The organism is Hymenobacter gelipurpurascens (assembly GCF_900187375.1).
In the GTDB taxonomy this organism is placed as follows: Bacteria; Bacteroidota; Bacteroidia; order Cytophagales; family Hymenobacteraceae; genus Hymenobacter; species Hymenobacter gelipurpurascens.
Genome location: NZ_FYEW01000003.1, coordinates 369,394 through 394,429 on the forward strand (window position 1 = coordinate 369,394; position 25,036 = coordinate 394,429).

Sequence of the window (25,036 nt, forward strand, 5' to 3'; positions counted from 1 at the left end):
AGAAACTGTACTAAGCCAATGCAAAGGTCGCCAACGATTTCTGAACTAAAACCTGACTTATGTCATCTTTCAATTCGTGGTAGAGACAATCTTGCCCGAAGCTATGTTTTAGAGGGCAGGTGGCCTAGCCGCCGGAAAGTCGTACCTTTGCAGGCCAAAATCCAGATTCTGAAGTGAATACCGAACCAACTCCGCACCGCGCTGGCTTTGTGAGCATTATCGGCAAGCCCAATGTGGGCAAGTCTACGCTTATGAACGCCCTGATGGGCGAGCGGCTCAGCATCGTTACGAGCAAGGCCCAGACCACGCGTCACCGCATCTTGGGCATCCTCAACGGCGCTGATTTCCAGCTTGTCTATTCCGATACGCCCGGTATCATCCAGCCCAAATACGAGTTGCACAACGCCATGATGTCGTTTGTGTACTCCTCCTTGGAAGATGCGGACGTGATTCTGTTCGTGACCGACATCTACGAAAAGCACGACGAAGAGCCGGTAGTTGAGCGTCTGCGCAAAATGGTAGACACACCGATCCTGCTGCTCGTTAATAAAATTGACCAAGCCGATCAGGCCGAGGTGGAAGCCAAAGTAGACTACTGGCGTGAGCATTTGCCCAATGCCACCCACGTTCTGCCGATTTCGGCGCTGGAGAAGTTCGGGACCGGCGAACTGCTGGATCTGATTCTGGGCTACCTGCCAGTGCACCCACCGTACTACCCCAAAGACGAGCTAACCGACAAGCCCGAGCGGTTCTTTGCGGCCGAGATGATTCGGGAAAAAATCTTCAAGCTCTACAAAAAAGAGGTGCCTTACAGCTGTGAGGTAGAAATTGAGGAGTTCAAAGAAGAAGATGCCATCATCCGGATGCGCTCCATCATCTATGTAGAGCGCGCCAGCCAGAAAGGCATCATCATCGGGCAGCAAGGCGCTGCTCTCAAGAAAGTAGGCACCTGGGCCCGCGAGGAAATGGAGAAGTTCTTCCAGAAGAAAGTATTCCTCGAAATCCACGTAAAAATCAACGAAAACTGGCGCACTGACCCCAAAGCGCTAAGCCGCTTTGGCTATAACCAATAAGTGAAATTGTGAAAGGTGAAGTTGTGAACTGATGTTCGACTGGCCTAGGTGACGCAGCCGGAACAGCAATTCGCAATTTCACCTTTCACAATTTTACCTCTTCCGACCTCACATTCACTTAACTACTCCGGGCACTGCCGAAATTGGTCGGGCCGGCGGCTGGAGTCAGACACATGAAAAATACCATTGCCATTGTAGGCCGCCCCAACGTGGGTAAGTCTACCCTTTTTAACCGCCTCGTAGGCCAGCGCAAAGCCATCATGGACAACGAGTCCGGCGTGACGCGCGACCGGCACTACGGCTACGGCGAGTGGATCGGAAAGTACTACACCGTGATTGACACCGGTGGCTACGTGCACAACTCCGACGACATCTTCGAAGGCGAAATTAATAAGCAGGTAAAGCTGGCCATTGATGAGGCTGATGTAGTCCTGTTCATGGTAGACGTAGACGCGGGCATTCATCACCTGGATGAAGAATTTGCCAACGTACTGCGCCGCTACCAAGGCAAAAAGCCGATTTACATTGTCGCCAACAAGGCCGATACCAACTCGCGCATTCATGCTTCCGGTGAGTTCTACACGTTGGGCGTGGGCGATGGTGAGATTTTCCCGATCAGCAGCCAGAGTGGTTCCGGCACCGGCGACCTGCTGGATGCGGTAGTGAGCCACTTTGAGGAAGAAGGCGTGGAAGAACCCGATGCTGGTGTTCCGAAAATTGCCATCGTAGGCCGCCCGAACGTGGGAAAATCGTCGTTCGTGAACCTGCTGCTGGGCACCGACCGCAGCATCGTAACGGATATTGCTGGCACCACCCGCGACTCTATTCAGGCGCGCTACAATGCCTTCGGCAACGAGTTCATTCTGGTAGATACCGCTGGCCTACGCCGCAAAACCAAGGTGCACGAAGACGTAGAGTTCTACTCAGTGCTGCGCTCGTTGCGTGCCTTGGAAGAATCGGATGTCTGCATCGTGATGCTCGACGCTACGCGCGGCATTGAGGCCCAGGATGTGAACATCATTGGCCTGGCCGACAAGAACCGCAAGGGCATCGTGATTCTGGTGAACAAGTGGGACCTGATCGAGAACAAGGAAACCAATACGGCCAAGGATTTCGAGGCAAAAATCCTCGAAAAGATTGCGCCTATTGCCTATCCGCCTATCATTTTCACCTCGGTGCTCACCAAGCAGCGCGTGCATAAGGCCATTGAAACGGCCGTGCAGGTGTATGAGAACAAGCGCAAGAAAGTACCGACTTCCGAGCTGAACGAGGTGATGCTGCGCGAAATCGAGAAATACCCGCCGCCCATTAGCAAGGGCAAACTGGTGCGCATCAAGTACGTGACGCAGCTGCCCACGCACAACCCTGTGTTTGCGTTCTTCTGCAACCTGCCGCAGTACGTGAAAGAGAGCTACACGCGCTACCTGGAAAACCGCCTGCGCGAAAACTTTGGCTTCGAAGGCACACCTATCGGTATTGTTTTCCGGAAAAAGTAAGAGTGGAAAGTGGCCTAGCGTATGCGCTAAGATCATTGCTAGGCCACTTTCATAACCCCGTCAGTAAAGAAGAAAAATTTTCTTTGCTGACGGGGTTACCTTTTTCAAGGTGAGGTATAAAGGGACGTATTTCACTGACGCTCTCTCCTGAAAAGCAGTGAAATCAGCTTTTAAATTGACTTCAAAGTTTTCAAACAACCCCTACCATGAAAAAAGTACTGTTCCTTGCCCTGGCTGCCGCTTCGTTCTCGTTCACTGCTTGCGACAGCAAGAAAGAAGATGCTACCGAGCAGGCTGCTGACAACGTAGAAAACGCTGGCGAAGCTAAGGCTGACGCTATGGAAGAGAAGGCTGATGCCGTTCGCGATTCAGCTGACGCTACTGCCGACAAAATGGAAGATGCAGCTGACGCAACTGATGCTCCTGCTACCACTACCGCTCCTGCTACGACTCCTGCTCAGTAATTTGAGTGAGTCCTTCGGGATATAAAAAAGAGGCCTATCACTTGTGGTAGGCCTCTTTTTTTGTGCCTATGCTACTTTGAATAGGCGAGTTGTTAGCCCAGCCGTCGCTGTAGCAGGCTATCTACCACATCAAATAGCTTGCGCGGCGCATACGTGCGCCACGGAAGATCATCCAGTTGCCCGCCAAAGTTGACGTAGCTGTCGATGTTGTACTGGCGCATTTCGCGGATGACGTGGTCCTGGAAGTTCACGGCCGCAATCCAGCCATCTTCCACGTCTTCAAACCACTCCTCGTAGTAGTCGTCTTCGGAGCCGTGGAAGTTGAAGACGTTTTCGCCGATAAGAATGAATTTGCGGATTCCTTCGTGCGTCATCAGATCTACGATGTTGCGCTTGAGGTTCATGATGTCGTTTTCAATGGCATCATTCCACTCCCCGATAAACTCAATAATGGCCAGGCCAAGATCGTAATCAACGAAAAGAATCTTCAGGAACAGCGTATCCGAGTCGAGACTATCCCACTGCGGGTGGATGTAATAGCCGTAAATGGTATTGACGTAGCTATCGAGGCTGTTTTCGGCTTCAAAGAGGGGAGAGCGGGGGTCCTCGGTGGCCGAATAATGGTCCAGCCAGGCGTAGTGCGGCTCAATGGTATGCATAAGCGTAAGCGGGCTAAGGAGAAAACAAAGCACACGCTCGCGCTTGTGCCCTAGGCCGTGCCAGGTAGCAGTAGCCTCATTGCCCTTAACTCCAACCAAAGCGGCCAGGTTTCCGCACCCGCCCGAAACCTGCTATACTGGCCTAGCAGCCAATACGCATGCTTATTTCCGGGCCACAAGGGCCGCCCGCACCGAGCCATGCTGCCGGAGCAGCTCGGCAGCTTCTGTCTGCGAAATCTGCAGTTCATCCATAAGCATCTTTTCGCCTCGGTCCACCAGCTTGGCGTTGCTGAGCTGCATATCCACCATCTTATTGCCTTTCACGCGGCCCAGCCGGATAAAGGTGGCTGTGGTGAGCATGTTGAGCGCCAGTTTCTGGCCGGTGCCCGCTTTCAGGCGTGTGCTACCCGTGACGAACTCGGGGCCGGTTACCACTTCTACCGGAAATTCGGCGGCAGCCGCTACGGCCGAGCCGGCATTGCACACGATACAGCCTGTAGCCAAGCCATGCTTTCGGGCCTGCTCTAGGCCACCTATAACGTAGGGTGTGCGCCCAGAGGCGGCAATGCCCACTACAATATCCTGGTCGTTGATGTCGTAGGCCAGTAGATCCTTCCAAGCTTGCTCAGCGTCATCCTCCGCATTTTCTACCGCTTTCCGGATGGCCGTGTCGCCGCCCGCAATAATCCCGACAACTACACCGTGCGGCACCCCAAACGTAGGCGGGCACTCCGAGGCATCCAGAATACCCAGCCGGCCACTGGTGCCGGCCCCAATGTAAAACAACCGCCCTCCTTTGCCGAGCCGGGCCACCGTAGCCTCTACCAGCGCTTCAATCTGAGGCAGGGCCTTCGCTACCGCTTGTGGTACGGTCTGGTCCACAGTGTTCATACCCGCCAGCAGCTCGTGGGTAGAAAGCGTTTCGAGGTTATTGAAGTGGGAAGGGCTTTCAGTAGTACTCATAAGTGGGATGGGAATGGAAAAGCAGATATGTGTTGCAGCCGAAAAAGTGTTTCCACCTCAGAAGCTACACTAGCTGCCCAATAACAGTGAATTTATCGAAGACGTGGTTGGTATGCGGAGCATCGTGGTCGAGCTCCTTTGTCAGGTCCTGGCCGGCCCAGTGCTCGTAATGGTTGCCGCGCTTCCAGAGGCGTGAGCGGGTCACATCGTAAATCAGCCCCTGGTAGGCCACCCAAATTTCGTCGCGGTCTTGGCCGTTGCGCAGGGCCAGCTGGGCGCGGCTATAGCGCGGTAGCGTTGGAACGGAGTCGGGTAGTTGGTCGCTCATCGGGGCATAGGCCTAGCGGGAAGTATTATCCCAAAAGGGCCTGGGTCAGAATCCAGCGGTTAGGTAAATCTCCCTGAGCAGCGCGCAAATAATCCTGGTAGCTGCAGGGTACAATGCGTTTGATGTCGCTGTCGGCGAGGCTCTCCACTTCCAACCACCATTTTTCGGTACGCTTGCCTTTGTAAAACACCAGCTTGGCGGGTGTGCCCGGCAGGCCTACAGCATACCGGATAAAGCGTTTGCTCTGGAAATCCGTTTCGCCCCGGCGGTGGTAATAGCCCTCAATGAAGTACCAGAGCATGGTAGCCAGCGTCATGGCAGCTAGGCCATGGTGGTCATGATCGGGCCGGTAGCCGTATAGGCCGAAAGAGCTGAGCTGGTCGTTGTGGCCCGCGTACCAGGCCAGTTTCGCGGCTTCCTCGTTGGTCAGGCCAAATGGGTTGGGCGGATAATAGGCGGGTGCATCATTCCAGCGCAGCGCCGCCACATCGAAGCTCACAAAGTCGGCTTGGCGCAGGAGTGGCTCGGCCTGCCGGATGTCGTCGCGGATCTGACCTACGCGCAGAGTTTCGAAATGTAGCTTCTCAAGAGCCGCCAGCACATCGGGCGCAACTAGGTACTGCTGGTGGGCCAACTGCGCGAAGTTGAACAGGAAGCTGGGCTCGTGCATCAGCATGCGCCGCAAATGGCTTTCCTCGGGGCAGGAGCCGTCCTGCTCGGCCATATCCACGCGGGCATCAATGGTGGCGAAGCTCACGGCCCGGTCCAGGGTTTCGTAGGCCAGGAACTGGCCGTAGTCGAGGTCGTGGGAGCCGCCGAGCAGAATAGGAACCGTGTTGTGCTCCAGCAGGGCCGCAATAATTTCGCGCAGGCGCTGATAGGTATCTTGCAGCGTAAGTCCGGGCCGCAGATTGCCCAAATCTACGAGGCGCACGGGCCCAGCCCCTTTCTGTAATTGATACAAGCTACTGCGCACCGCATTGGCGCCGTGGGTGGCAGGCGCCCCCAGCGCACTACCGCGCCATTCATCCAAGCCGATAAGGGCCAGGTCTGCCACCCGCCAGTCCGGAAATGCATCCAGAAACGGCGTGACATAGGTAGCCAGCGTGGTAGAAGAAGAGGAAGCAGAAATCAGCTCTTCGTGGAGCGGATCAAAAAAGATGGCCAGATTCATCGGGCGCGGAAGGTGCGGACGTGTACAAAGCTACGTAAAAGCCGGCCATGGCCCTATCAGCTTTCTGCAACGGAAATGAGCTTTCCCGCGAAAAAAGTAGTTATTTAAGCAGCCTTTCCTGTTCGGCTTACCTTACGCGGCCCGTGCAGCAAACATCCCAGCCTCTATTCGCCAGTCCCACCTTAGTGCCTTCTCTCCCTATGGACATCCGTCGCACCTTCGACATTCTACCCCAGCTTAAGCAGAAGTACAATAAACCTGATTGCTTCGCCTCCAAGATAAATGGCCAGTATACGCCCATCAGCACCGATGCGGCAGTAGAAAAGGTAAATCAGGTAAGCTTGGGGCTGCGCAGCTTGGGCATCCAAAAAGATGATAAGGTGGCCATCATCTCGATGAACCGCCCGGAGTGGATGTTCGCCGATTTTGGTATTGCCCAGCTCGGCGCCACCAGCGTGCCGATGTACCCCAGCATCACGGTGGAAGATTACAAGTACATCTTTACGGATGCCGGCGTGAAAGCTGTTTTCGTGTCTGATAAGAAACTGCTCGATAAGGTGCTGGAGGCCACGCAAGGCTTGGATATTCCGGCCGAGAATATCTTCACCTTCGATAAGATTGCCGGAGCCCGGCACTTTGATGAATTGCTGGAACTAGGGAAAAAAGGCAACCCCGCCGACCTAGAACCTATCAAAGCTGCCGTGCAGCCCGACGACCTGCTGACCCTGATTTACACCTCCGGCACCACCGGTCAGCCCAAAGGCGTAATGCTGACGCACAACAACATCCTCAGCAACTGCCGCAACGCGCAACGCTTTGTGCCCGTCACAAAGGATGATAGGGCGTTGAGCTTCCTGCCGCTCTGCCACATCTTCGAGCGCATGGTAACGCATATCTACCTCATCAATGGGGTAAGCATTTACTATGCTGAGAGCATGGAAACCATTGCGGATAACCTGCGCGAAGTGAAGCCCCAGATCTTTACCACCGTGCCGCGTTTGTTGGAGAAAGTATATGATAAGATTGTGGCGAAAGGCCACGAGCTGGAAGGCGTGAAAAAGCAGCTGTTCTTCTGGGCCCTGAACCTCGGCCTGAAGTACGACAACCAGAAAGACCACGGCTTCCTCTACAACACGCAATTGGCGCTGGCCAATAAGCTGATTTTCAATAAATGGCGCGAAGCCCTGGGGGGTAATCTGCGCTGCATTGTAAGTGGGGGCGGAGCCCTGCAGCCGCGCCTGGCTCGGGTGTTTTGGTCGGCGGGTATTCCCGTTATGGAAGGCTACGGCCTCACTGAAACCTCGCCGGTAATTGCGGTGGGCGGCTACGAGCCCGAGAACAATATGATTGGCACTGTAGGCCCTATCATCGATAACACGGAAGTGAAAATTGCTGCTGATGGTGAGATTCTGACCAAGTCGGAGTCGGTGATGAAAGGCTATTACAACAAGCCCGAATTAACGGCGAAGGAGTTTGACGAGGAGGGCTGGTTCCATACCGGTGACATCGGCGAGATAGTAGACGGGAAGTTCCTCAAAATAACGGACCGTAAGAAGGAGATGTTCAAAACCTCAGGCGGCAAGTACATTGCCCCGCAGGTACTGGAAAGCAAGCTAAAGGAGTCGCCGCTGGTAGAGCAGTGCATGGTCGTCGGCGACGGGCAAAAGTTTCCGTCCGCTCTCGTTATTCCTTCCTTTGATGACCTGAAAGGCTGGTGCAAGCGCAACAGCATAGACTGCAATTGCTCCAATGAGGAGCTCGTCAAGAAAGAGCAGGTGGTGAAGATGTACGAAGACCTCGTGCACAAGTACAACAAGGACTTCGCCCAGTGGGAGCAGGTGAAGAAAATCGTGCTGCTGCCTCAACTCTGGACCGTAGAAACCGGTGAAATGACGCCCACCCTGAAAGTCAAGCGCAAGATCATTACGGCTAATAATAAAGACCTCATTGACAGCTTGTACCAACAAGCTGTGAAATCGTAATAGTTGAGCAGGCACTTGCCGAAGGCTTGGTTACTCAGTAGAGTAGCCAAGCCTTTTGGTTTGTTGTAACTTAAGATGTGGTAGCAGAGCGGGCCCGTGCCAACGGCTAGGCCAGTAGGTGGATATCGAAAAGCCGCCTGCCGCCAAGTGCTAGGCCACTTGCTGGAGGAGCAAACTTTTTTTGCGTAACTTAGTATGCAAGCATAACATATTTCTGTATGTTTACCGGACTTGCTCCCCTCACCCATGACACCCGAAGAAACCGTCGATTATAACATCAAAGTTGCCTGGCACGCCATTTCGCGCATGTACAATACGCAGGCGGCTAAGCACGACATCACCACGAGCATTGGCTTCGTGCTGCTGAACATCGACCAGGAGAACGGTACGCCTGCCACCAAGATAGCGCCTTTGTTGGGGCTGGAAACTCGCTCCCTGACGCGTATTCTACGCAGCATGGAAGAGAAAGGCCTCATCTATAAACAGGCTGACACCCAGGATAAACGTTCGGTGCGCATCTTCCTGACGGAAGAGGGCCTACGGGGTAAAGAAATTTCCCGCCAAACGGTACGTCACTTCAACCTGAAGGTGCGTGAGAAAATCCCGCAGAGCGAGCTGAACGTGTTTTTTAAGGTAGTAGGTCAGATCACCGGCATGATTGAGGGTAAAACCCTTTACGACGACTTCAAACCGAAACCTTTGCGCTCCGAGTCGCCGGCTTAGGCCTGTTCTTGGGGCTTTTTTACTGCCCGAAAATCCCCTAGTCTGGGGTTTTCTTACGGCTAAAAATTCGGCATGACGAGTAGTTTGGCAGCCAAATTATCCTTTCTGATTCTTTCATTTCTCACCCACTCATTCCCCCACGAATGAATCGTACCATCAAAAAAGTAGCTGTACTGGGCTCCGGTGTGATGGGCTCGCGCATTGCGTGCCACTTCGCCAACATCGGCGTGCAAGTACTGCTGCTCGACATCGCACCGAAAGAGCTTCTGCCAGCTGAAGAAGCGAAAGGCCTGAAGCTGGACAACCCCGCGGTGAAGAACCGCATTGTCAACAGCTCCCTGCAGGCTGCCGTAGCCGCTAACCCGTCGCCCTTGTACCGCAAGGCCGATGCTAGCCGCATCAAGACCGGCAACTTCGACGACAACCTCAAGGACATTGCCACCTGCGACTGGACGATTGAGGTAGTAGTAGAGCGCCTCGATATCAAAAAGAGCCTGTTCGAGCGCGTGGAGCAATACCGCAAGCCCGGCACGCTCATCACCAGCAACACCAGCGGCATCCCGATTCATATGATGACGGAGGGCCGCTCCGACGACTTCAAAAAATACTTCTGCGGCACGCACTTCTTCAACCCACCGCGCTACCTGAAGCTGCTCGAAATTATTCCGACCCCGGACACGGACCAGGCGGTAGTGGATTTCCTGATGCACTACGGCGACCTGTACCTAGGTAAAACCACCGTACTCGCCAAAGACACGCCTGCCTTCATTGCTAACCGCGTAGGCGTTTTCGCCATCATGGACGTGGTGCAGGTGATGAGCCAGCTAGGCCTGTCGGTAGAGGAAGTAGACAAGCTCACCGGCCCGGTTATCGGTCACGCCAAGTCGGCTACCTTCCGTACTTCGGACGTGGTAGGCCTGGATACGATGATCAACGTAGCCAACGGCCTCGCCCAGAACCTGCCCAATGACGAAGCTAAAGCGGTGTTCCAGCTGCCGGACTTCATCAAGAAGATGGCGGAGAACAAGTGGCTAGGCGACAAAACTGCTCAAGGCTTCTATAAGAAAGTAAAAGGCGAAGGCGGCAAATCGGAGATTCAGGCGCTTGACCTCGCCGCGATGGAATACAAGCCCAGCGCCCGCGTGAAGTTTGCCACGCTGGAAAGCACTAAGCCAATCGAAAAACTGGCTGACCGCTTCAAGGTCCTGGTAGCCGGCAAAGACAAAGCCGCTGACTTCTACCGCAAAACCTTCGCGGGCCTGTTTGCCTACGTGAGCAACCGGATTCCGGAAATAACTGACTCTCTGTTTAAGATTGACGACGCGTTGCGTGCTGGCTTCGGCTGGGAGATGGGTCCGTTTGAAACCTGGGATGCCCTAGGCGTTCAGAAAGGATTGGAGCTGGCTCAGGCTGAAGGCAAAACGGTTGCCCCTTGGGTGCAGGAAATGCTAGCCGCTGGCAGCGCTACCTTCTATAAGGTCAGCGAGCAAGGCGTAAAGCAGTTCTACGACATCGAGGCCAAGGCCTACAAAGCCATTCCGGGTGTTGAGAACTTCATTATCCTCGATAACCTGCGCGCTACGGGCAAGGTCATCTGGAAAAATGCCGGTGCTTCGGTACTGGACCTCGGCGACGGCATTATAAACGTGGAGTTCCACAGCAAGATGAACGCGCTGGGCTCCGACGTGATTCAGGGCCTGATGAAAGGTGTGGAAATTGCCGAAAAGGATTTCCGCGGTATGGTTGTTGGCAACGACGCGCCAAACTTCTCGGCCGGTGCCAACCTAGGCCTAGTGTACATGTTCGCGCTAGACCAGGAGTACGACGAGCTGAACCTGATGATTGCCCAGTTCCAGCAGGCCATGATGCGCATGCGCTACAGCAGCATTCCGGTGGTAGGCGCTCCGCACGGCCTCGCCTTAGGCGGCGGCTGCGAGCTGAACCTGCACTGCGACCGAGTTGTAGCTGCCGCTGAAACTTACATGGGCCTCGTGGAATTTGGCGTAGGCCTGATTCCCGGCGGCGGTGGTACCAAGGAAATGACCCTGCGCACCGCAGCCAAGTATGAAGAAGGAGAGCCCGAGTACAACCTGCTCCGCAACAGCTTCATGACCATCAGCACCGCCAAAGTTTCGACTTCCGCGGCTGAGGCCTTCGATCTGGGCTTCCTGCGCCGCGGCGACGAGGTAGTGGTAAACAGCAACCGCGTCATCGCGCAAGCTAAAGCTGCTGCCATTGAGCTGGCTGAAGATGGCTACACCCAGCCCGTGCAGAAAACCAACATCAAGGTGCAAGGCAAAGGCGCCCTCGGTATGTTCCTGACCGGCGTGCACGCCATGAAGGAGGGCCGCTACATCTCTGACCACGACGTGAAAATCGCCAACAAACTGGCCTACATCATGTGCGGCGGCGACCTAAGCAGCCCCACCGAAGTATCGGAGCAATACCTGCTGGACCTGGAGCGTGAAGCCTTCCTTTCGCTGACCGGCGAGCGGAAAACGCTGGAGCGTATTCAGAGCATCCTGACCACTGGCAAACCCTTGAGAAACTAGAGCTAAAACCTAGTTCCCTGCCTCTGAAGAGGAGAGGGTAGGGGTGGTTGACTGGTCTAGAACGAACCTAGTGTGACTAGATGTTCTATCATCAGCAACTACTCTAACCTCAAGAGGAACTAGGCCTAGAATAGCTCTAATCCCACTATTTTCTTCAAGACTCACTACAATGAATGCATATATCGTAGCTGGTTACCGCACGGCCGTTGGCAAAGCCACCCGCGGCGGTTTCCGCTTCACCCGCCCCGATGACCTCGCCGCCGACGTCATCAAGCACCTGGTAGCCTCCGTGCCCGCCCTCGACCCCACGCGCATTGATGACGTGATGGTAGGCAACGCGGTGCCGGAAGCCGAGCAAGGCCTGCAAATGGGCCGCCTGATTTCGCTACTGGCGCTACCCATGAACGTATCGGGCCTCATCGTGAACCGCTACTGCGGTTCCGGCGTGGAAACCATTGCCATGGCCGCCAGCAAAATCTCGGCGGGTATGGCTGAGTGCATCGTGGCCGGTGGCACCGAGAGCATGAGCATGGTGCCTACCGTGGGCTGGAAAACGGTGCCCAACTATAAACTGGCGCAGCAGCACCCAGACTACTACCTCGGCATGGGCCTCACGGCCGAAGCTGTAGCGCAGGACTACAAAGTGTCGCGCGAAGATCAGGACCAGTTTGCTTACAACTCGCACCAGAAGGCCATCAAGGCGATTCAGGCCGGCAAGTTTAAGGAGCAGATTGTGCCCATCACGGTAGAAGAAACCTACCTCGATCAGGCTACTGGCAAGAAGAAGAACCGCTCGTTTGTAGTAGATACCGACGAAGGCCCACGTGCTGACACGTCCATTGAGGCGCTGGCCAAATTGCGTCCGGTATTCGCGGCTAATGGTTCGGTAACGGCTGGTAACTCTTCTCAGACTTCTGATGGTGCCGCTTTCGTCATCGTAATGTCGGAACGCATGGTGAAAGAGCTGAACCTAGAGCCCATTGCGCGCATGATTACTTATGCCACCGAAGGCATCGACCCGCGCATCATGGGTATGGGCCCGATCAAGGCTATTCCGAAGGCGTTACGCCAGGCGGGCATGAAGCTCCAGGATATCGACCTGTTTGAGCTGAATGAGGCCTTTGCTTCTCAGTCGATTGCCATTACCCGCGAGCTGGACATTGACGAGAGCAAGCTGAACGTGAATGGCGGTGCCATTGCGCTAGGCCACCCACTGGGCTGCTCGGGCGCTAAGCTTAGCATTCAGCTTTTCCACGAGCTGCGGGCGCAAGGCAAAAAGTACGGCATGGTAACCGCCTGCGTAGGCGGCGGCCAGGGCGTAGCCGGCATCTACGAATTGCTGAAATAAGCCGGTAGCGGGTTCGGTGGTCGGTGGCGTGCGCCGCCGGAAAGCGTGGCAGCGTTTTCCTAAGGAAAACTCAACTGGCCTACGGCACCGACCACCGAATCTGCTCCGTTTTCAGAACCAGATACTTAGGTAAACTGTTCTGCTTAAAAAGATTAAGAACCCCGGCACTCGGGGTTTCTTTTTCAGAAAGTACTCGGCAAGCATAACATAATTTGCTATCTTTCGGTATCCCACACTGAAGGGGCTAGTGGTAGCCAAATAGTAGGTATGCCGAGTATCTTCTTTCTCTTTTCGACATCGATTTTTTCCCAACCCCAACATCTCACCCGGTCATGGAAGTAACTAACAAGCTTGTGAAAGGCGGCGAGTTCATCATCAAAGAAACCGACGCTCAGGACGTATTTACCCCCGCCGATTTTTCGGAGGAGCAGAACATGATGCACCAGACGGCTCTGGACTTCGTGGAAAAAGAAGTGCAGCCCCTACTGGAGCGCCTCGATAACCATGAAGAGGGCCTCATGCGCGGCCTGATGGAGAAAGCTGGTCAGCTAGGCCTGTTTGGGGTAAGCATCCCGGAGCAGTACGGCGGACTGGACATGGACTTTACTACCTCCCTGCGCGTGACCGAAGGCGTAGGCGGTGGCCACTCGTTCCCAGTTGCTTTCGCGGCTCACACGGGTATTGCTATGCTGCCCATTCTGTACTTCGGCAACGAAGAGCAGAAAGCCAAATACCTGCCTGGCCTGACCAGCGGTGAGCTGATGGGTGCCTACTGCCTCACGGAGCCCGGCTCGGGTTCTGACGCGCTGGGTGCTAAAACCAAAGCTATTCCGACCGAAGACGGCGAGTTCTACGTGCTGAACGGTCAGAAAATGTGGATTACGAATGGCGGTTTCGCCGACGTATTCATTGTGTTTGCTCAGGTTGACGGCGATAAGTTCACCGGCTTCATTGTGGAGCGCAACACGCCCGGCCTAAGCCTCGGCAACGAAGAGCACAAGATGGGCATCAAGGGCTCGTCTACGCGTCAGGTGTTCCTTTCGGATGTGAAAGTGCCGAAATCAGCGGTACTGGGCGAGATTGGTAAAGGCCACCTCATTGCCTTCAACATCCTGAACATCGGCCGTATTAAGCTGGCTGCTGCTTGCTTGGGTGCTACCAAAATGGCCTCTACGTTGAGCATCAAGTATGCCAACGAGCGGGTGCAGTTCAAACTGCCTATCAGCAAGTTCGGCGCTATCAAGTTCAAGCTGGCCCAGCAGGCTGTGCGTATCTACGCCGTAGAGTCGGCTATTTACCGCGCCGGTATGGACATTGCCCGCATGGAGCAGGAGTTGCTGGCTAAAGGCCAGAGCCACAACGAGGCCTTGCTGGGTGCTGCCCGCGAGTTTGCCGTGGAGTGCGCCATCCTGAAAGTAGAAGGTTCGGAAGTGCTTGACTACGTGGTGGATGAAGGCGTGCAGGTGTATGGTGGCTACGGCTTCTCGGCCGACTACCCCATGGACCGCGCCTACCGGGATTCGCGCATCAACCGCATCTTTGAGGGCACGAACGAAATCAACCGCATGCTGGCCGTTGATATGATCTTGAAGAAGGCCATGAAAGGTGAGCTGGATCTGATGGGCCCCGCCCAGGCCGTGCAACAGGAGCTGATGGCTATTCCGGACTTCAACCTGGAAGAAGAAACTGGCCTGTTTGCTGCTGAGAAAAAGACCATTGCCAAGCTGAAAAAGGCCATTCTGATGGTAGCTGGCACGGCCGTGCAGAAGTACATGAACTCGCTCGCTAAAGAGCAGGAAGTACTGATGAACATTGCCGATATGGCTATCAAAGTCTACACCGCCGAAAGCACCATTCTTCGCGTGGAGAAAGAGGCCGGCGTGAAAGGCGAAGAGGCTGTTTCAACGCAAATTGACATTGCCCGCGTGTACCTCTACGACACTGTGGACCAGGTAAACAAGTTCGGCAAAGACGCCATCGGCACCATGACCGAAGGCGACGAACAGCGTCTGTTGGCTATGGGCCTCAAGCGCTTCACTAAGGCTGACCTCTACAACGCCAAGGAAGCCCGTCGTCGCATTGCCGACCACCTGATTGCCGCCAACGAGTACACGTACTAGCGTGTATTGCTAGGCCACTATTCGGACTGATTGAGTATCGGCGCAAGTGCTGGCAGGCAGTTGCCCGATTCAAGCCTCCGAAACCCATAAAAGCAGAAAGCTGCTCCTGATATCAGGAGCAGCTTTCTGCTTTTATGCACAACGCATAGCCCTCAGATGCCGTTTGCAAGCAGATACTCCACCCCAACTCCCACTAGGTATGGCCAACGAACAGGTACAGGGTAAAGACTTTTACGAGAGTGTGCTGCGGTTTTACGACCACGCCGCGAGCTTCTCCAAGCTGGACCCCGGCATTATTGCCCAAATCCGGGCCTGCAACAGTATTTACAAGGTCAACTTCCCGGTGGAAGTTGATGGCCACGTGCAGGTGTTCGAAGGCATTCGGGTGCAGCACAGCCACCACAAACTGCCCAGCAAAGGCGGCATCCGCTACAGTGTATATGTGGATGAGGAGGAGGTAATGGCCCTCGCCACACTCATGACCTTTAAGTGCGCGTTGGTCGATGTGCCATTTGGCGGGGCCAAAGGTGGAGTAAAAATTAACCCCCGTACTACCCCCGTAAATATCCTGGAGCGCGTAACGCGCCGCTATGCCACGGAGCTGATCAAGAAAAACTTGATTGGCCCCGGTATGGACGTGCCAGCCCCTGATTACGGCACCAGCGGCCGGGAAATGGCCTGGATTGCCGACACATACATGACGTTTAAGTACGGCGACACCAGTGCTCTAGGCTGCGTAACCGGCAAGCCCGTAGGCCAGGGTGGTATCCGGGGCAGGACCGAGGCAACTGGCCTAGGCGTGTTCTACGGCCTCCGCGAACTACTGCTGGATGAGCCGATGCTGAAAAAAGTAGGTCTTAGCAGTGGCGTGACTGGCAAGCGCATCATTGTGCAAGGGCTGGGCAATGTGGGCTACTTCGCGGCTCATTTTTGCCAGCAGGATGGCGGTATCATTACCGGCATTGCCGAGCGGGAAGGCGGTATCTATAGTGAGACTGGCCTAGACGTAGCCGCCGTGTTTAAGCACCGCCAGGAAACTGGTTCGGTGCTAGGCTTCCCTGGCGCGAAAGACATAGCTGAGTCCCTAGACCTGCTGGAGTACGAGTGTGACGTGCTGATACCGGCTGCGCTGGAAAACCAGATTCACGAAGGCAATGCAGCTAGGATCAAGGCCAAAATTATTGCCGAAGGAGCTAACGGGCCTACCACACAGGGCGCTGAGAAGATTCTGCTGGAAAAGGGCATCATCATTCTGCCTGACCTATACCTCAACGCGGGTGGCGTAACGGTTTCCTACTTCGAGTGGCTGAAAAACCTTTCCAATGTACGCTTCGGTCGTATGGGCAAGCGAGCTGAGGAAGGTGCTATGCGCCGCTTGGTTGCTACCATTGAGCGCACCACCGGCAAAACCCTCACGGCCGAGGAGCGCCAGCAAATCGTGCATGGTGCCGACGAAATTGACCTCGTACGCTCCGGCCTTGAGGACACCATGATTACGGCGTATCAGTCTATCCGGAAGGTGATGGATGAGGTAGAGGGCATCACGGATTTGCGTACGGCGGCTTTCTACAGTGCTATTGAGAAGATCGGGGTAAGCTACCAGTCACTCGGTATTTTTCCGTAGGCCACTGTTGGCATCCGGCAGAAAAAGGGCCGCTTCCTATCTGGAAGTGGCCCTTTTACTTTTCTTATACGCGAAATGGGAAGTGGCCTAGGGCCTACTTTACTACGATCCTATTCAGCATAAGCGCCGCCGATTTCTTGCTAGGCCTGCTTACGCCAACCAGCGTTTTCGCATCAAGCCAGCCTGTGAAATCTTTCACGTAGGAAGGGTTTTGGTCGGAAGCTACGTTCAGGCCCAAGCCTTTGGGTTCCTGCACCACACCCGTTTGGGCATTCACGCGGCGCAAGTATAAGTCTGACTTGTTCTTGATTTTCTCCCAGGTCACAAACTGGATATCCTGCCCAAATACGGCGGCGCGGTAGCCAATGCTGCTGAAACCCTCGGCGGCAGGAGCAACCTGATCTTTGGCAATGATGCTGTGCCAGCTCGGCGACTGAAACTCGTTGTAACCGAACAAGTGCAGTTCCCGCGTGTGGCCCGGCGAGTCTTCTCCGCCTTCCTCGTATTTCTTTTCGGCCACTACTACCAACTGCTTTTCCTCGGTGAGGAGCAGGTCAGTCAGGTACACGTCTTCCAGGCGTTTGGCAGTAGCGCCGCTGGCTTTATTGGTTTCGGCCAGATACTCGGGTGTGAATTTGAACTCGGGCGCGAATTTCATATCTCCCTCACCGCTGAAATCAAATTTCACCAGCTTTAGGCTTTGGTACAGGCCCGTCTCGCGCTCGTTGCAGATGGCGGCAGCGTAGAGCGTATTATCCGCCTGCAAAGCAAAACGGGAGTCGAAGACGTTCACTTCTTTGCCGCCAAATGTACCCCCCACAGATACCGACATCACCTTCACCTCGGGCGAATCGTTGCGGTAGCGGCGCACAGTCAGCTTCTTCATGCCGTCTCCTACTAGCGTCACGTACTGCGAGCCATCATTGGCAACCTGTACCGTGATAGAAAAGAAGCCGCCCTGATCATGGAAATCGTAGGTGCGGTCTTTAAGCTTCAGGAGCTTCTCATCATAAACAGAAGCATTTACGGCTCTGATCTGCTCATTGCGGGTGAGGTAACGCCAGGCCACCAGCTTACTGCCATCGGGGGAGAAGACCACGCTGGGGCGACGGTCGCGGGCATCCGCTTCCACCAGTTTTTTAAGCGGAGCCTTTTGTCCATTGCTCAGCTCGAAAGATTGGGCTGATAACACCTGCGATGAACCGCTTTTCTGATGTATGACCACAATAGCCTGATTGCCCGAGCAGGAAAAGGCATCGATGGCCTGATCAGCCGACAACGGCACCGCAGTAGACCAGGTCCGTTTCAGGTCGGCATCATAACGCTCAACGGCGTACTCGGTGGCTGATTTGTGGGCTAGAATCACGAAACCACCACTCGAAAGGGGAATGGTTTTACGCAGGACGCGCTGGTTATATCGATCATCGGCGCGCTCAGGCAAATAACTGAACGGCGCTGATTTTACTCTTTGGGCCACTACCGACGTGGGGCCGGCAAGCAAACCAGCCAGCAACAGGCTAGCGGCTAAAACGGAAGAAAGTCGCACGAAATGAGGTAGTTAGGAAATAAATGAAAAAATCAGGAAAAATGTACTCTCCAAAGGTATCCAACTTCCAGACCACTCCGTATATGCCGACGTTTCCAAGGGCAATCGGTCTGGGAAAAAGAAATCTTCATGCTTTCTTAACGCCTAACAGGGTGATTTATACACATCGACCTGTTTCCTTTGTAGCGAAAGCAGCTTACGCTGATAGAAAGCGGGAGCTCATGTACGAAGGTCAATATTTAACTAATTAAATATTGGCATTTGCTTCTGCACAACTCCCGTAAAGCTAACAGCGAGAGCAGATACTTCCCTTCGATACATTTTCTTCTGTTTTTTTCTTGGTTTAACCACTCTGGCGCAATAATTGCCAGGCCCCTAGTCCGCTTACAACCGACCCTGTCGTTATGAAAACTTTACTACGCCTTTTTTTACTTGTTACTTTAGTTGTTATCGGAAAGCTTTCCAAGGAGGACAGCGCTTTCCCAGCATCTGCCGCCAAGTCAGCCCAGTCCGTTCTACAAGCGCCAGTTCGTAGCGCTTCATTATTCTTCGGACAGGCAGTTCCCAAAACATCTACCAACCTCGGCCACGAATATCAGTGGCATGCAACCTCTACCAGCTTAAACTAGATGTTGATAGGCGGCTTTCAGAAGCCGCCTTTTTTGTGGCCTACACATAACAAGGGCTTGCCAGCGCTACTACCGCTGGCAAGCCCTTGTTATGTGTAGGCCACCTAGATAGTTACTTGTGTAGTGTATAATGCCCTAGCATTAGCTGATGCGGCTCCAGTTGACGGCCGTGGCCGGCAGGCTTTCAATATGCCGTCGGATGGGCAGGTTGCCGGGGTGGCCTAGGCCAGGGTCGGCGTTGAGCAAGGCCTGGGCCGCCGCCCGGCTCTCGCTCAGGATGCGGCCGTCTTTAGCTAAGTCAGCAATCAGCAGATCAAGCACGCCGCTCTGCTGAGTGCCCATCAGGTCGCCGGGGCCGCGCAGTTTCAGGTCGATGTCGGCAATTTCGAAGCCGTTGTTGGTGCGCACCATGGTTTCGATGCGAGTGCGCGAGTCTTTGCTGAGCTTATAACCCGACATAAGAATGCAATAGCTCTGGTCGGCGCCCCGGCCTACGCGGCCGCGCAGCTGGTGGAGCTGAGAAAGACCAAACCGCTCAGTGCTCTCAATCACCATCACCGAGGCATTCGGCACGTTCACGCCTACCTCAATAACGGTGGTAGCCACCATTATCTGGGTTTCATTTTTCACGAAACGCTGCATTTCAGCGTCTTTTTCACCCGCCGTCATGCGCCCATGCACAATGCTGATCTGAAACTCGGGGAAGGCGCGCGCCACGCTTTCGTAGCCATCCATGAGGTCCTTGTAGTCGGCCATGGCCTCGCTTTCCTCAATGAGCGGATACACGATGTAGACCTGACGGCCCAGCTTGATCTGGTCGCGCAGAAACTGGAATACCTTCAGCCGGTTGGCATCGTAGCGGTGCACCGTTACAATGGGCTTGCGGCCGGCCGGTAGCTCGTCAATTACGGATACATCCAGGTCGCCATACAGCGTCATGGCCAGGGTGCGCGGGATAGGCGTGGCCGTCATTACGAGCACGTGCGGGATGATGTGCGGGTTTTTCTGCCATAGCCTCGAGCGCTGCGCCACCCCAAATCGGTGCTGCTCATCCATAATGGTGAGGCCGAGGTTACGGAACTGCACCACATCTTCCAGCAGCGCGTGCGTGCCTACCAGCATATGCATTTCGCCGGAGCGGAGCTGCTCGTGCAGCACACGCCGCTCGGCGGTGCGGGTGCTACCTGTTAGTTTCCCAATCTTGAGGCCCAGCAGATCGGCGTACTGCTTGAGGCCTACATAGTGCTGGTCGGCCAGAATCTCAGTGGGAGCCATCAGGCAGCTTTGTGCGCCGTTGTCGGCGGCCATCAGCATGCTGATGAAAGCTACGATTGTTTTGCCCGAACCCACGTCGCCCTGCAGCAGACGGTTCATCTGGCGGCCGGAGCAGAAATCTTTGTAGATATCGTGAATAACACGTTTCTGAGCCCCCGTGAGGTCAAAGGGCATCACGTTTTTGTAGAAGTGTACCAGAGAAGGCACCTCCTTGAACAGCTGGCCGGCCAGCTCCACCTTGCGCTGGTCGCGTTGGCGCAGCAGCTTGAGTTGCACGTAAAACAGCTCCTCAAACTTGAGCCGGAAACGGGCCGTCTGAAGTAGCTCCGTGCTTTGCGGGAAGTGAATCTGCTGAATGGCCATGGCCTTGTCCATGAGCCCATACTGCTGGATGAGGTCGGCAGACAGCGTTTCATGGACCTGAGGCAGCGCAATCTTCAAAAGATCGGAGACCATGCGCGCAATAGCCTTGCTATCTACGCGGTGGTAGTTCTTGAGCTTCTCGCTGGTGTTATACACTGGCTGCAGATAGCTCTGGCCCGCTTTGGCTTCCGTCACTTCCTCCAGCTCGGGATGCGCCATCTGGGGGCGCCCATTGAACATGGTGGGCTTGCCGAATACGATGTACTCCTGGTGATTCTTGATGATCTTCTCCAGGTAATTCACGCCCTTAAACCACACCAGATCCAGCTCGCCGCTGGCATCGGCTATCTTGGCCACCATGCGCTTCTTGGGACCTTCGCCGATAACCTCGCGGTTGCGCAAAATGCCTTTCACCTGCACGTAAGGCAGGTCGTCGTGCAGGTCGCAGATGTTATAAAACTGGGTGCGGTCGAGGTAGCGGAACGGGTACCGCTGAATCAGGTCGCCATAGGTAAACAGGTTAAGCTCCTTTTGCAGCAGCTGCGCCCGCTGTAGGCCCACACCACGCAGATACTCCAGTTTGGTCTGAAAGAAATTACTCATGAATCAGCGGCAGGCTGTAGGCCACTTGCGTTCTTCTCCAACAGCTCATGCAAGGTGGCCATAGGAGTAGAGCGAGTGGTTTCTTTACTGGTATTTTAGGGTGTTCAGCAACTCAATAATATCTTTCTTCACGTAGTCAATCACTGGCGCCAACGAGTCGTTGGCAGTAGCTGTGCGGAAGTAAAGCGCGCCTCGGAAGAAGTGCTGCGTGCTGTCAGTGGTGTAGAATTGGAACTGACTGGGTACATCGCCCTGAAGTTCAAACACCGACACGCGCATGCCGTTGGGCGTCTTCAGCGTGCTCTCATCAATAGCTGTAGCCTTAATTTGATGCTTGCTGGTGAGTTTGCGGGCGTCTTCGAGAAGCTTGTTGCTCAGCTGTTTGCTGCGTTTGAGGTCGGCGTACGTAATCTGCACGTTGGCATGCAACTGTGGATAGTAGATGTTAATCCAGTGCGGCTGCGCCAGATAGGAGGAGTCGCGTAGGATTTTGGCTGAGCGGGAATACTTAAATGTGTAGGGGTGCCCCGGCGCCAACTGCTGGTAGGCATGCGGGGGCAAATCAATGCGGTTGTAGCCTTTGGGCTTGGGAGTGAAGTCCGGAGCCGAGGTGCAGCCCACGGCCAAGCCCAGCAGCGTTAGTACAGCGCCCCAGGCGCGCAGAATTCGGAAATCGGCCATGCCAAGCAAATCAGTTGATTATTCAAAGGTAGCACAGTTCCGCGCCAAGCCGCTAGGCCACTTAACCCACCTAATGTGCCTGCAGAAGTGGCCTAGCAGCACCCGCAAGCAAAAAGCCCCGGCGCAGAGCCGAGGCTTTTTAAAGTCAGGAGGAAACTGCGAGTTAGAAAGGCAATTGATTTAGTTCTGGTTCCTCCCGAAATGTAGTGGGTGTTTCGGCAGCGGCAGGCTGGTTGGTTGGCTGGTTTTCGCCAGCACCTGCCCGGCCGTTGCCCAGCATAGAAATCTCCTCCGCTACAATCTCCGTGATGTAGCGCGTCTGGTTGTCCTTATCCTGGTACTGCCGGGTCCGGATGCGGCCCTCCACGTACACCTGATGGCCTTTACGCAGGTACTTTTCGGCTAGCTCCGCGAGGTTGCGCCAGGCGGTTATGTTGTGCCATTCTGTACGCTCTACGCGGGTACCTTGCTTGTCTTTATAGTACTCATTTGTAGCCATCGTGAAGTTGGCTACCGAGTTACCGCCTTCCAGATGGCGCACCTCCGGGTCTTTGCCCAGATGACCGATGAGGATGACTTTGTTTACGCTTGCCATATTGCTGACTTTTAAGTTTTTGAAGAAAGAAAATAGGGAGTTGTAATAAGCATAAAGATACAAAAACGATACATTTATTCCAATCTGATTGGTATTTAAAACACTGAATTGCTAATAAAATTAGTAATAATAACTGGCTTTGGTAGGCGCTCTACCTCTGAGGCCCGGTAGGCCAGTAGGCCAGCTGCCACCGCCGCATCGGATGGCAACGGCTCCGAAAGCCACACCGGATGAAAACGAGCCTCCACCTTCTGGTGGCTCAGTACGTGTCGCATAGCCGTGGAGGCCTCTTCCACCCGATTGGTAGCTACTAGGCCACCCATACTTTCTACTGCCTTCACTAAGGACGCAGCCGAGAATTCAGCTGACTCCGTTTCGTGTAGGACAAAGTCGTAGAGGCCTTCCCAGATATCCTTGGGGCCGCGCTTGCGCATGTATAAGGTATCATCATGGCGCAGCACGAGGTAGTGGAAGTAGCGAGTGCGAGCCGCCTTGGCTTTGCTTTTGACGGGTAGCTCCTGCACCATGCCGTGCTGAAAGGCGTAGCATTCGGTTTGTAGCGGGCAAAACAGGCAGTCAGGCTTGGCTGGCGTGCACTGGATGGCCCCAAACTCCATGATGGCCTGGTTGAACTCTGCTGGCTGTTCGGCCGGAATGAGGTTATCGGCGAGCTGCTGAAATACTTTACGGCTGGCCGGTGCAGCAATATCCTGCGTGAAGCCGAACACGCGGGCCAGTACCCGGAATACGTTGCCATCGAGCACGGCTACTTTCTCATCGTAGGCAAAAGAGGCAATGGCGGCTGCCGTATACTGGCCTACGCCCCGCAACTTAAGTAGCTCAGCATAGGAGCCGGGGAAATGGCCACCGAACTCACTTACCACCTGCTGAGCGGTATGATGCATGTTGCGGGCGCGGGAGTAGTAACCTAGTCCTTGCCAGTGCCTAAGCACCTCATCCTGCGGTGCTGCGGCCAGGTCCTGCACAGTAGGGTAGGAGCTGATGAAATCCAGGTAGTAGGGCAGGCCTTGCTTCACGCGGGTCTGCTGTAGAATAACTTCGGAAAGCCAGATGGCATACGGATCGCGGGTGTGGCGCCAGGGCAGGTCGCGGCGGTGGCGCGGGTACCATTCCAAGAGTCGGTGTGCAAACCAGGGATACTGAGAAAGGGAATTTACGGAACTCAAGGCTTTGAAAAAGAATAAGTTGGATGCAACTTAGGAAGCGCAGCCGAATGCTGCGAAAACTATTGTAAAACCAAAAAAGGGGACTACCTTTGTGCCCCTCAAAACATAAGCAACGCCCTACCGGGCAAGTGCTTACGTTTTGAGGAAGGCAACAATTGCCAAGCACATATTTTTCACCTCCCTAGTACACTTACCAGCGTGACTAAAGCAGAAGTAATCGCCGAAATTGCTGACAAAACCGGCATTGAAAAAGCAGACGTTTCGGCTACCGTAGAAGCCTTCTTCAAAGTTGTGAAGGATTCGATGGCCGATGGCAACAACATCTACGTGCGCGGCTTTGGCAGCTTCGTTAACAAGAAACGCGCGAAGAAAGTAGCCCGCAACATCTCGAAAAATACGTCGATCATCATCGACGAGCATTTCATCCCGAGCTTCAAGCCGTCCAAGACCTTCATTGGCAAGATCAAGAACAGCAAGAAAATCAAAGCCCTGGCTAACGCCTAAGCACCCTTTGCTATCCGATGTCGGCAGTGCCGCCGGGCGTCCTATACCGGAAGCTCGGCGGTCTGCGTTTTTTCCTGCTAATGGCTCGTAATTCCTCTAAGTATCAACTCATTCTCCTCGCTTTGGCGGTGGCTCTTGTGGCCGGTTTGTTTTTGTTGCCGAAGGTGATTGTGAAGCCAAAAGCTGGAAAAGGCGAACTTGCTCAGGGCGCTGCGCGTACTGCTAACCGCGACAACGGAGCTGCTGCTCCTTCCACGGCATCTGTTGATGCAATGGGCAAACCCGAAGGTGCTACTGCTGAGCAGCCGCACATGACGGTGGCTCCTGTTCAACGCCGGGAAATCAATGGCTTGTTGGCGAAGTACAAGGCGGAAGCCGATCTGGCAGCTAAGCTTCGGTTGGCTACAGACCTGGCAGACAAGTACAAAGGCATCGAAAAGTTCGACAGTGCCGGCTTCTACCTGGAGCAGGTGGCCCTGACTCGCCCCGGCGAGCAGGCCTGGAAGCGGGCGGCTGACGCGTATTTCGAAGCATTTAGCTTCGCTACTACCGAGGGACGGCAGAAATTGCTGGGCGCTAAGTGTGAGGAGTTGTATGGGCGTGTGTTGAAAAACAACCCCGATAACCTCGACGCGAAGACCAACCTCGGTATGGCGCTCATGGCCAGCTCGAACCCGGTGCAAGGTATTACCGTGCTGCGCGAAGTGCTGGCTGCTGATCCAAAAAACGAAAAGGTGCTATATAACCTTGGTTTGCTGGCTATTCAGAGCAACCAGTTCGATAAGGCAGCAGAGCGTTTTCAGGAGCTAACTAAAGTAAATCCTGAAAACGTCAACGGACAGTTTTATCTTGGCGTCGCGTTAGCGCAAACCGGCGCGAAAGCGGAAGCCCGTCAGGCCTTCCAGAAAGCCAAGAGTCTCAGCCCCGATCCGGCCCTGGCCGCCTCCGTGGATGAGCAACTTCAGAAGCTGCAATAGTGCTTGTTAACTGTTCTTGAGTGGCTATCGTTGTCTTGGGCATCAGTAGCACAAGCAAGAGTGGCCTACAATAAGAAATCAAAATCAATTCACTCATCTAACCCACAACAACATGCCTTGCGGTAAAAAGAGAAAGCGTCATAAGATTGCCACTCACAAGCGGAAGAAGC

The 25,036-nt window shown here is 54.5% G+C and carries 21 protein-coding genes; 12 read left to right on the forward strand and 9 right to left on the reverse strand.

Features of this window, described 5'->3' with window-relative positions; translation table 11 throughout:
* The first annotated feature begins 173 nt into the window (after positions 1-173).
* From era to CFT68_RS19875, 3 genes are all read left to right on the forward strand, one after another.
* Positions 174-1,073, forward strand: a complete 900-nt coding sequence (gene era / locus CFT68_RS19865) for a GTPase Era (protein ID WP_088845427.1) — start codon at positions 174-176, stop codon at positions 1,071-1,073.
* Between the two features lie 173 nt (positions 1,074-1,246).
* Entirely contained in the window at positions 1,247-2,569 is a 1,323-nt protein-coding gene (gene der / locus CFT68_RS19870) for a ribosome biogenesis GTPase Der (protein ID WP_088845428.1), read from the forward strand.
* A gap of 206 nt (positions 2,570-2,775) precedes the next feature.
* Positions 2,776-3,033 (forward strand): hypothetical protein, encoded by a 258-nt coding sequence (locus CFT68_RS19875; protein ID WP_088845429.1) that lies wholly within the window; start codon positions 2,776-2,778, stop codon positions 3,031-3,033.
* 92 nt (positions 3,034-3,125) lie between these two features.
* Here CFT68_RS19875 and CFT68_RS19880 read toward each other — a convergent pair whose 3' ends face one another.
* The 4 genes from CFT68_RS19880 to CFT68_RS19895 all read right to left on the reverse strand — a co-directional run bounded on the left by CFT68_RS19880 (position 3,126) and on the right by CFT68_RS19895 (position 6,157).
* The gene (locus CFT68_RS19880) at positions 3,126-3,692 is read right to left on the reverse strand and encodes a hypothetical protein (protein WP_088845430.1); all 567 of its coding nucleotides are present in this window, start codon (positions 3,690-3,692) and stop codon (positions 3,126-3,128) included.
* Between the two features lie 162 nt (positions 3,693-3,854).
* Positions 3,855-4,655 carry an N-acetylmuramic acid 6-phosphate etherase gene (murQ, locus tag CFT68_RS19885; protein ID WP_088845431.1) on the reverse strand — a complete coding sequence of 267 codons (801 nt, stop codon included), beginning with the start codon at positions 4,653-4,655 and terminating at the stop codon, positions 3,855-3,857.
* A gap of 64 nt (positions 4,656-4,719) precedes the next feature.
* A complete protein-coding gene (locus tag CFT68_RS19890) occupies positions 4,720-4,983 on the reverse strand; it encodes a cytochrome b5 domain-containing protein (protein WP_088845432.1) in 264 nt (87 codons plus the stop codon).
* A gap of 25 nt (positions 4,984-5,008) precedes the next feature.
* Positions 5,009-6,157, reverse strand: a complete 1,149-nt coding sequence (locus tag CFT68_RS19895; RefSeq protein WP_088845433.1) for a formimidoylglutamase — start codon at positions 6,155-6,157, stop codon at positions 5,009-5,011.
* Positions 6,158-6,357: 200 nt separating this feature from the next.
* On the opposite strand from CFT68_RS19895, the gene CFT68_RS19900 reads away from it, so the two are divergent.
* The 6 genes from CFT68_RS19900 to CFT68_RS19925 all read left to right on the forward strand — a co-directional run bounded on the left by CFT68_RS19900 (position 6,358) and on the right by CFT68_RS19925 (position 16,506).
* Positions 6,358-8,139: an AMP-dependent synthetase/ligase gene (locus CFT68_RS19900; RefSeq protein ID WP_088845434.1), complete on the forward strand. Its 1,782-nt coding sequence runs from the start codon at positions 6,358-6,360 to the stop codon at positions 8,137-8,139.
* Positions 8,140-8,385: 246 nt separating this feature from the next.
* Positions 8,386-8,862 (forward strand): MarR family winged helix-turn-helix transcriptional regulator, encoded by a 477-nt coding sequence (locus CFT68_RS19905; protein WP_088845435.1) that lies wholly within the window; start codon positions 8,386-8,388, stop codon positions 8,860-8,862.
* A gap of 143 nt (positions 8,863-9,005) precedes the next feature.
* Complete coding sequence (locus CFT68_RS19910; RefSeq protein WP_088845436.1) at positions 9,006-11,414, forward strand: 3-hydroxyacyl-CoA dehydrogenase/enoyl-CoA hydratase family protein; 2,409 nt, start codon at positions 9,006-9,008, stop codon at positions 11,412-11,414.
* 169 nt (positions 11,415-11,583) lie between these two features.
* Positions 11,584-12,762 carry an acetyl-CoA C-acyltransferase gene (locus tag CFT68_RS19915; protein WP_088845437.1) on the forward strand — a complete coding sequence of 393 codons (1,179 nt, stop codon included), beginning with the start codon at positions 11,584-11,586 and terminating at the stop codon, positions 12,760-12,762.
* 332 nt (positions 12,763-13,094) lie between these two features.
* Entirely contained in the window at positions 13,095-14,882 is a 1,788-nt protein-coding gene (locus tag CFT68_RS19920; protein WP_088845438.1) for an acyl-CoA dehydrogenase family protein, read from the forward strand.
* Positions 14,883-15,081: 199 nt separating this feature from the next.
* Entirely contained in the window at positions 15,082-16,506 is a 1,425-nt protein-coding gene (locus CFT68_RS19925) for a Glu/Leu/Phe/Val family dehydrogenase (protein ID WP_088845439.1), read from the forward strand.
* A 94-nt stretch (positions 16,507-16,600) separates the two neighbouring features.
* On the opposite strand, the gene CFT68_RS19930 is transcribed toward CFT68_RS19925, so the two are convergent.
* Positions 16,601-18,052: a hypothetical protein gene (locus CFT68_RS19930; RefSeq protein WP_141106638.1), complete on the reverse strand. Its 1,452-nt coding sequence runs from the start codon at positions 18,050-18,052 to the stop codon at positions 16,601-16,603.
* Positions 18,053-18,456: 404 nt separating this feature from the next.
* On the opposite strand from CFT68_RS19930, the gene CFT68_RS21605 reads away from it, so the two are divergent.
* On the forward strand, positions 18,457-18,681 hold the full coding sequence (locus CFT68_RS21605) for a hypothetical protein (RefSeq protein ID WP_141106639.1): 225 nt from the start codon (positions 18,457-18,459) through the stop codon (positions 18,679-18,681).
* Positions 18,682-18,822: 141 nt separating this feature from the next.
* Here the strand turns inward: CFT68_RS21605 and recG are convergent, their stop codons facing one another.
* The 4 genes from recG to mutY all read right to left on the reverse strand — a co-directional run bounded on the left by recG (position 18,823) and on the right by mutY (position 23,334).
* Complete coding sequence (gene recG / locus CFT68_RS19935; RefSeq protein ID WP_088845441.1) at positions 18,823-20,922, reverse strand: ATP-dependent DNA helicase RecG; 2,100 nt, start codon at positions 20,920-20,922, stop codon at positions 18,823-18,825.
* Between the two features lie 84 nt (positions 20,923-21,006).
* The gene (gene gldD / locus CFT68_RS19940; protein ID WP_088845442.1) at positions 21,007-21,603 is read right to left on the reverse strand and encodes a gliding motility lipoprotein GldD; all 597 of its coding nucleotides are present in this window, start codon (positions 21,601-21,603) and stop codon (positions 21,007-21,009) included.
* A 163-nt stretch (positions 21,604-21,766) separates the two neighbouring features.
* Positions 21,767-22,198 (reverse strand): single-stranded DNA-binding protein, encoded by a 432-nt coding sequence (locus CFT68_RS19945; RefSeq protein ID WP_088845443.1) that lies wholly within the window; start codon positions 22,196-22,198, stop codon positions 21,767-21,769.
* 95 nt (positions 22,199-22,293) lie between these two features.
* The gene (mutY, locus tag CFT68_RS19950; protein WP_245815457.1) at positions 22,294-23,334 is read right to left on the reverse strand and encodes an A/G-specific adenine glycosylase; all 1,041 of its coding nucleotides are present in this window, start codon (positions 23,332-23,334) and stop codon (positions 22,294-22,296) included.
* A 249-nt stretch (positions 23,335-23,583) separates the two neighbouring features.
* Between mutY and CFT68_RS19955 the strand changes: the two genes are divergently transcribed.
* Together CFT68_RS19955 and CFT68_RS19960 are read left to right on the forward strand one after the other, a co-directional pair.
* On the forward strand, positions 23,584-23,889 hold the full coding sequence (locus CFT68_RS19955) for an HU family DNA-binding protein (RefSeq protein ID WP_088845445.1): 306 nt from the start codon (positions 23,584-23,586) through the stop codon (positions 23,887-23,889).
* A gap of 80 nt (positions 23,890-23,969) precedes the next feature.
* Positions 23,970-24,866, forward strand: coding sequence for a tetratricopeptide repeat protein (locus CFT68_RS19960; RefSeq protein WP_245815458.1), 897 nt, complete (start codon positions 23,970-23,972; stop codon positions 24,864-24,866).
* Positions 24,867-25,036: the final 170 nt, after the last annotated feature.

Coding starts and splice junctions, on each gene's coding strand:
- der (WP_088845428.1), top strand. CDS start 1,247: ATGAAAAATACCATTGCCATTGTAGGCCGCCCCAACGTGGGTAAGTCT.
- CFT68_RS19875 (WP_088845429.1), top strand. CDS start 2,776: ATGAAAAAAGTACTGTTCCTTGCCCTGGCTGCCGCTTCGTTCTCGTTC.
- CFT68_RS19880 (WP_088845430.1), bottom strand. CDS start 3,692: ATGCATACCATTGAGCCGCACTACGCCTGGCTGGACCATTATTCGGCC.
- murQ (WP_088845431.1), bottom strand. CDS start 4,655: ATGAGTACTACTGAAAGCCCTTCCCACTTCAATAACCTCGAAACGCTT.
- CFT68_RS19890 (WP_088845432.1), bottom strand. CDS start 4,983: ATGAGCGACCAACTACCCGACTCCGTTCCAACGCTACCGCGCTATAGC.
- CFT68_RS19895 (WP_088845433.1), bottom strand. CDS start 6,157: ATGAATCTGGCCATCTTTTTTGATCCGCTCCACGAAGAGCTGATTTCT.
- CFT68_RS19900 (WP_088845434.1), top strand. CDS start 6,358: ATGGACATCCGTCGCACCTTCGACATTCTACCCCAGCTTAAGCAGAAG.
- CFT68_RS19905 (WP_088845435.1), top strand. CDS start 8,386: ATGACACCCGAAGAAACCGTCGATTATAACATCAAAGTTGCCTGGCAC.
- CFT68_RS19910 (WP_088845436.1), top strand. CDS start 9,006: ATGAATCGTACCATCAAAAAAGTAGCTGTACTGGGCTCCGGTGTGATG.
- CFT68_RS19915 (WP_088845437.1), top strand. CDS start 11,584: ATGAATGCATATATCGTAGCTGGTTACCGCACGGCCGTTGGCAAAGCC.
- CFT68_RS19920 (WP_088845438.1), top strand. CDS start 13,095: ATGGAAGTAACTAACAAGCTTGTGAAAGGCGGCGAGTTCATCATCAAA.
- CFT68_RS19925 (WP_088845439.1), top strand. CDS start 15,082: ATGGCCAACGAACAGGTACAGGGTAAAGACTTTTACGAGAGTGTGCTG.
- CFT68_RS21605 (WP_141106639.1), top strand. CDS start 18,457: ATGAAAACTTTACTACGCCTTTTTTTACTTGTTACTTTAGTTGTTATC.
- recG (WP_088845441.1), bottom strand. CDS start 20,922: ATGAGTAATTTCTTTCAGACCAAACTGGAGTATCTGCGTGGTGTGGGC.
- gldD (WP_088845442.1), bottom strand. CDS start 21,603: ATGGCCGATTTCCGAATTCTGCGCGCCTGGGGCGCTGTACTAACGCTG.
- CFT68_RS19945 (WP_088845443.1), bottom strand. CDS start 22,198: ATGGCAAGCGTAAACAAAGTCATCCTCATCGGTCATCTGGGCAAAGAC.
- CFT68_RS19960 (WP_245815458.1), top strand. CDS start 23,970: ATGGCTCGTAATTCCTCTAAGTATCAACTCATTCTCCTCGCTTTGGCG.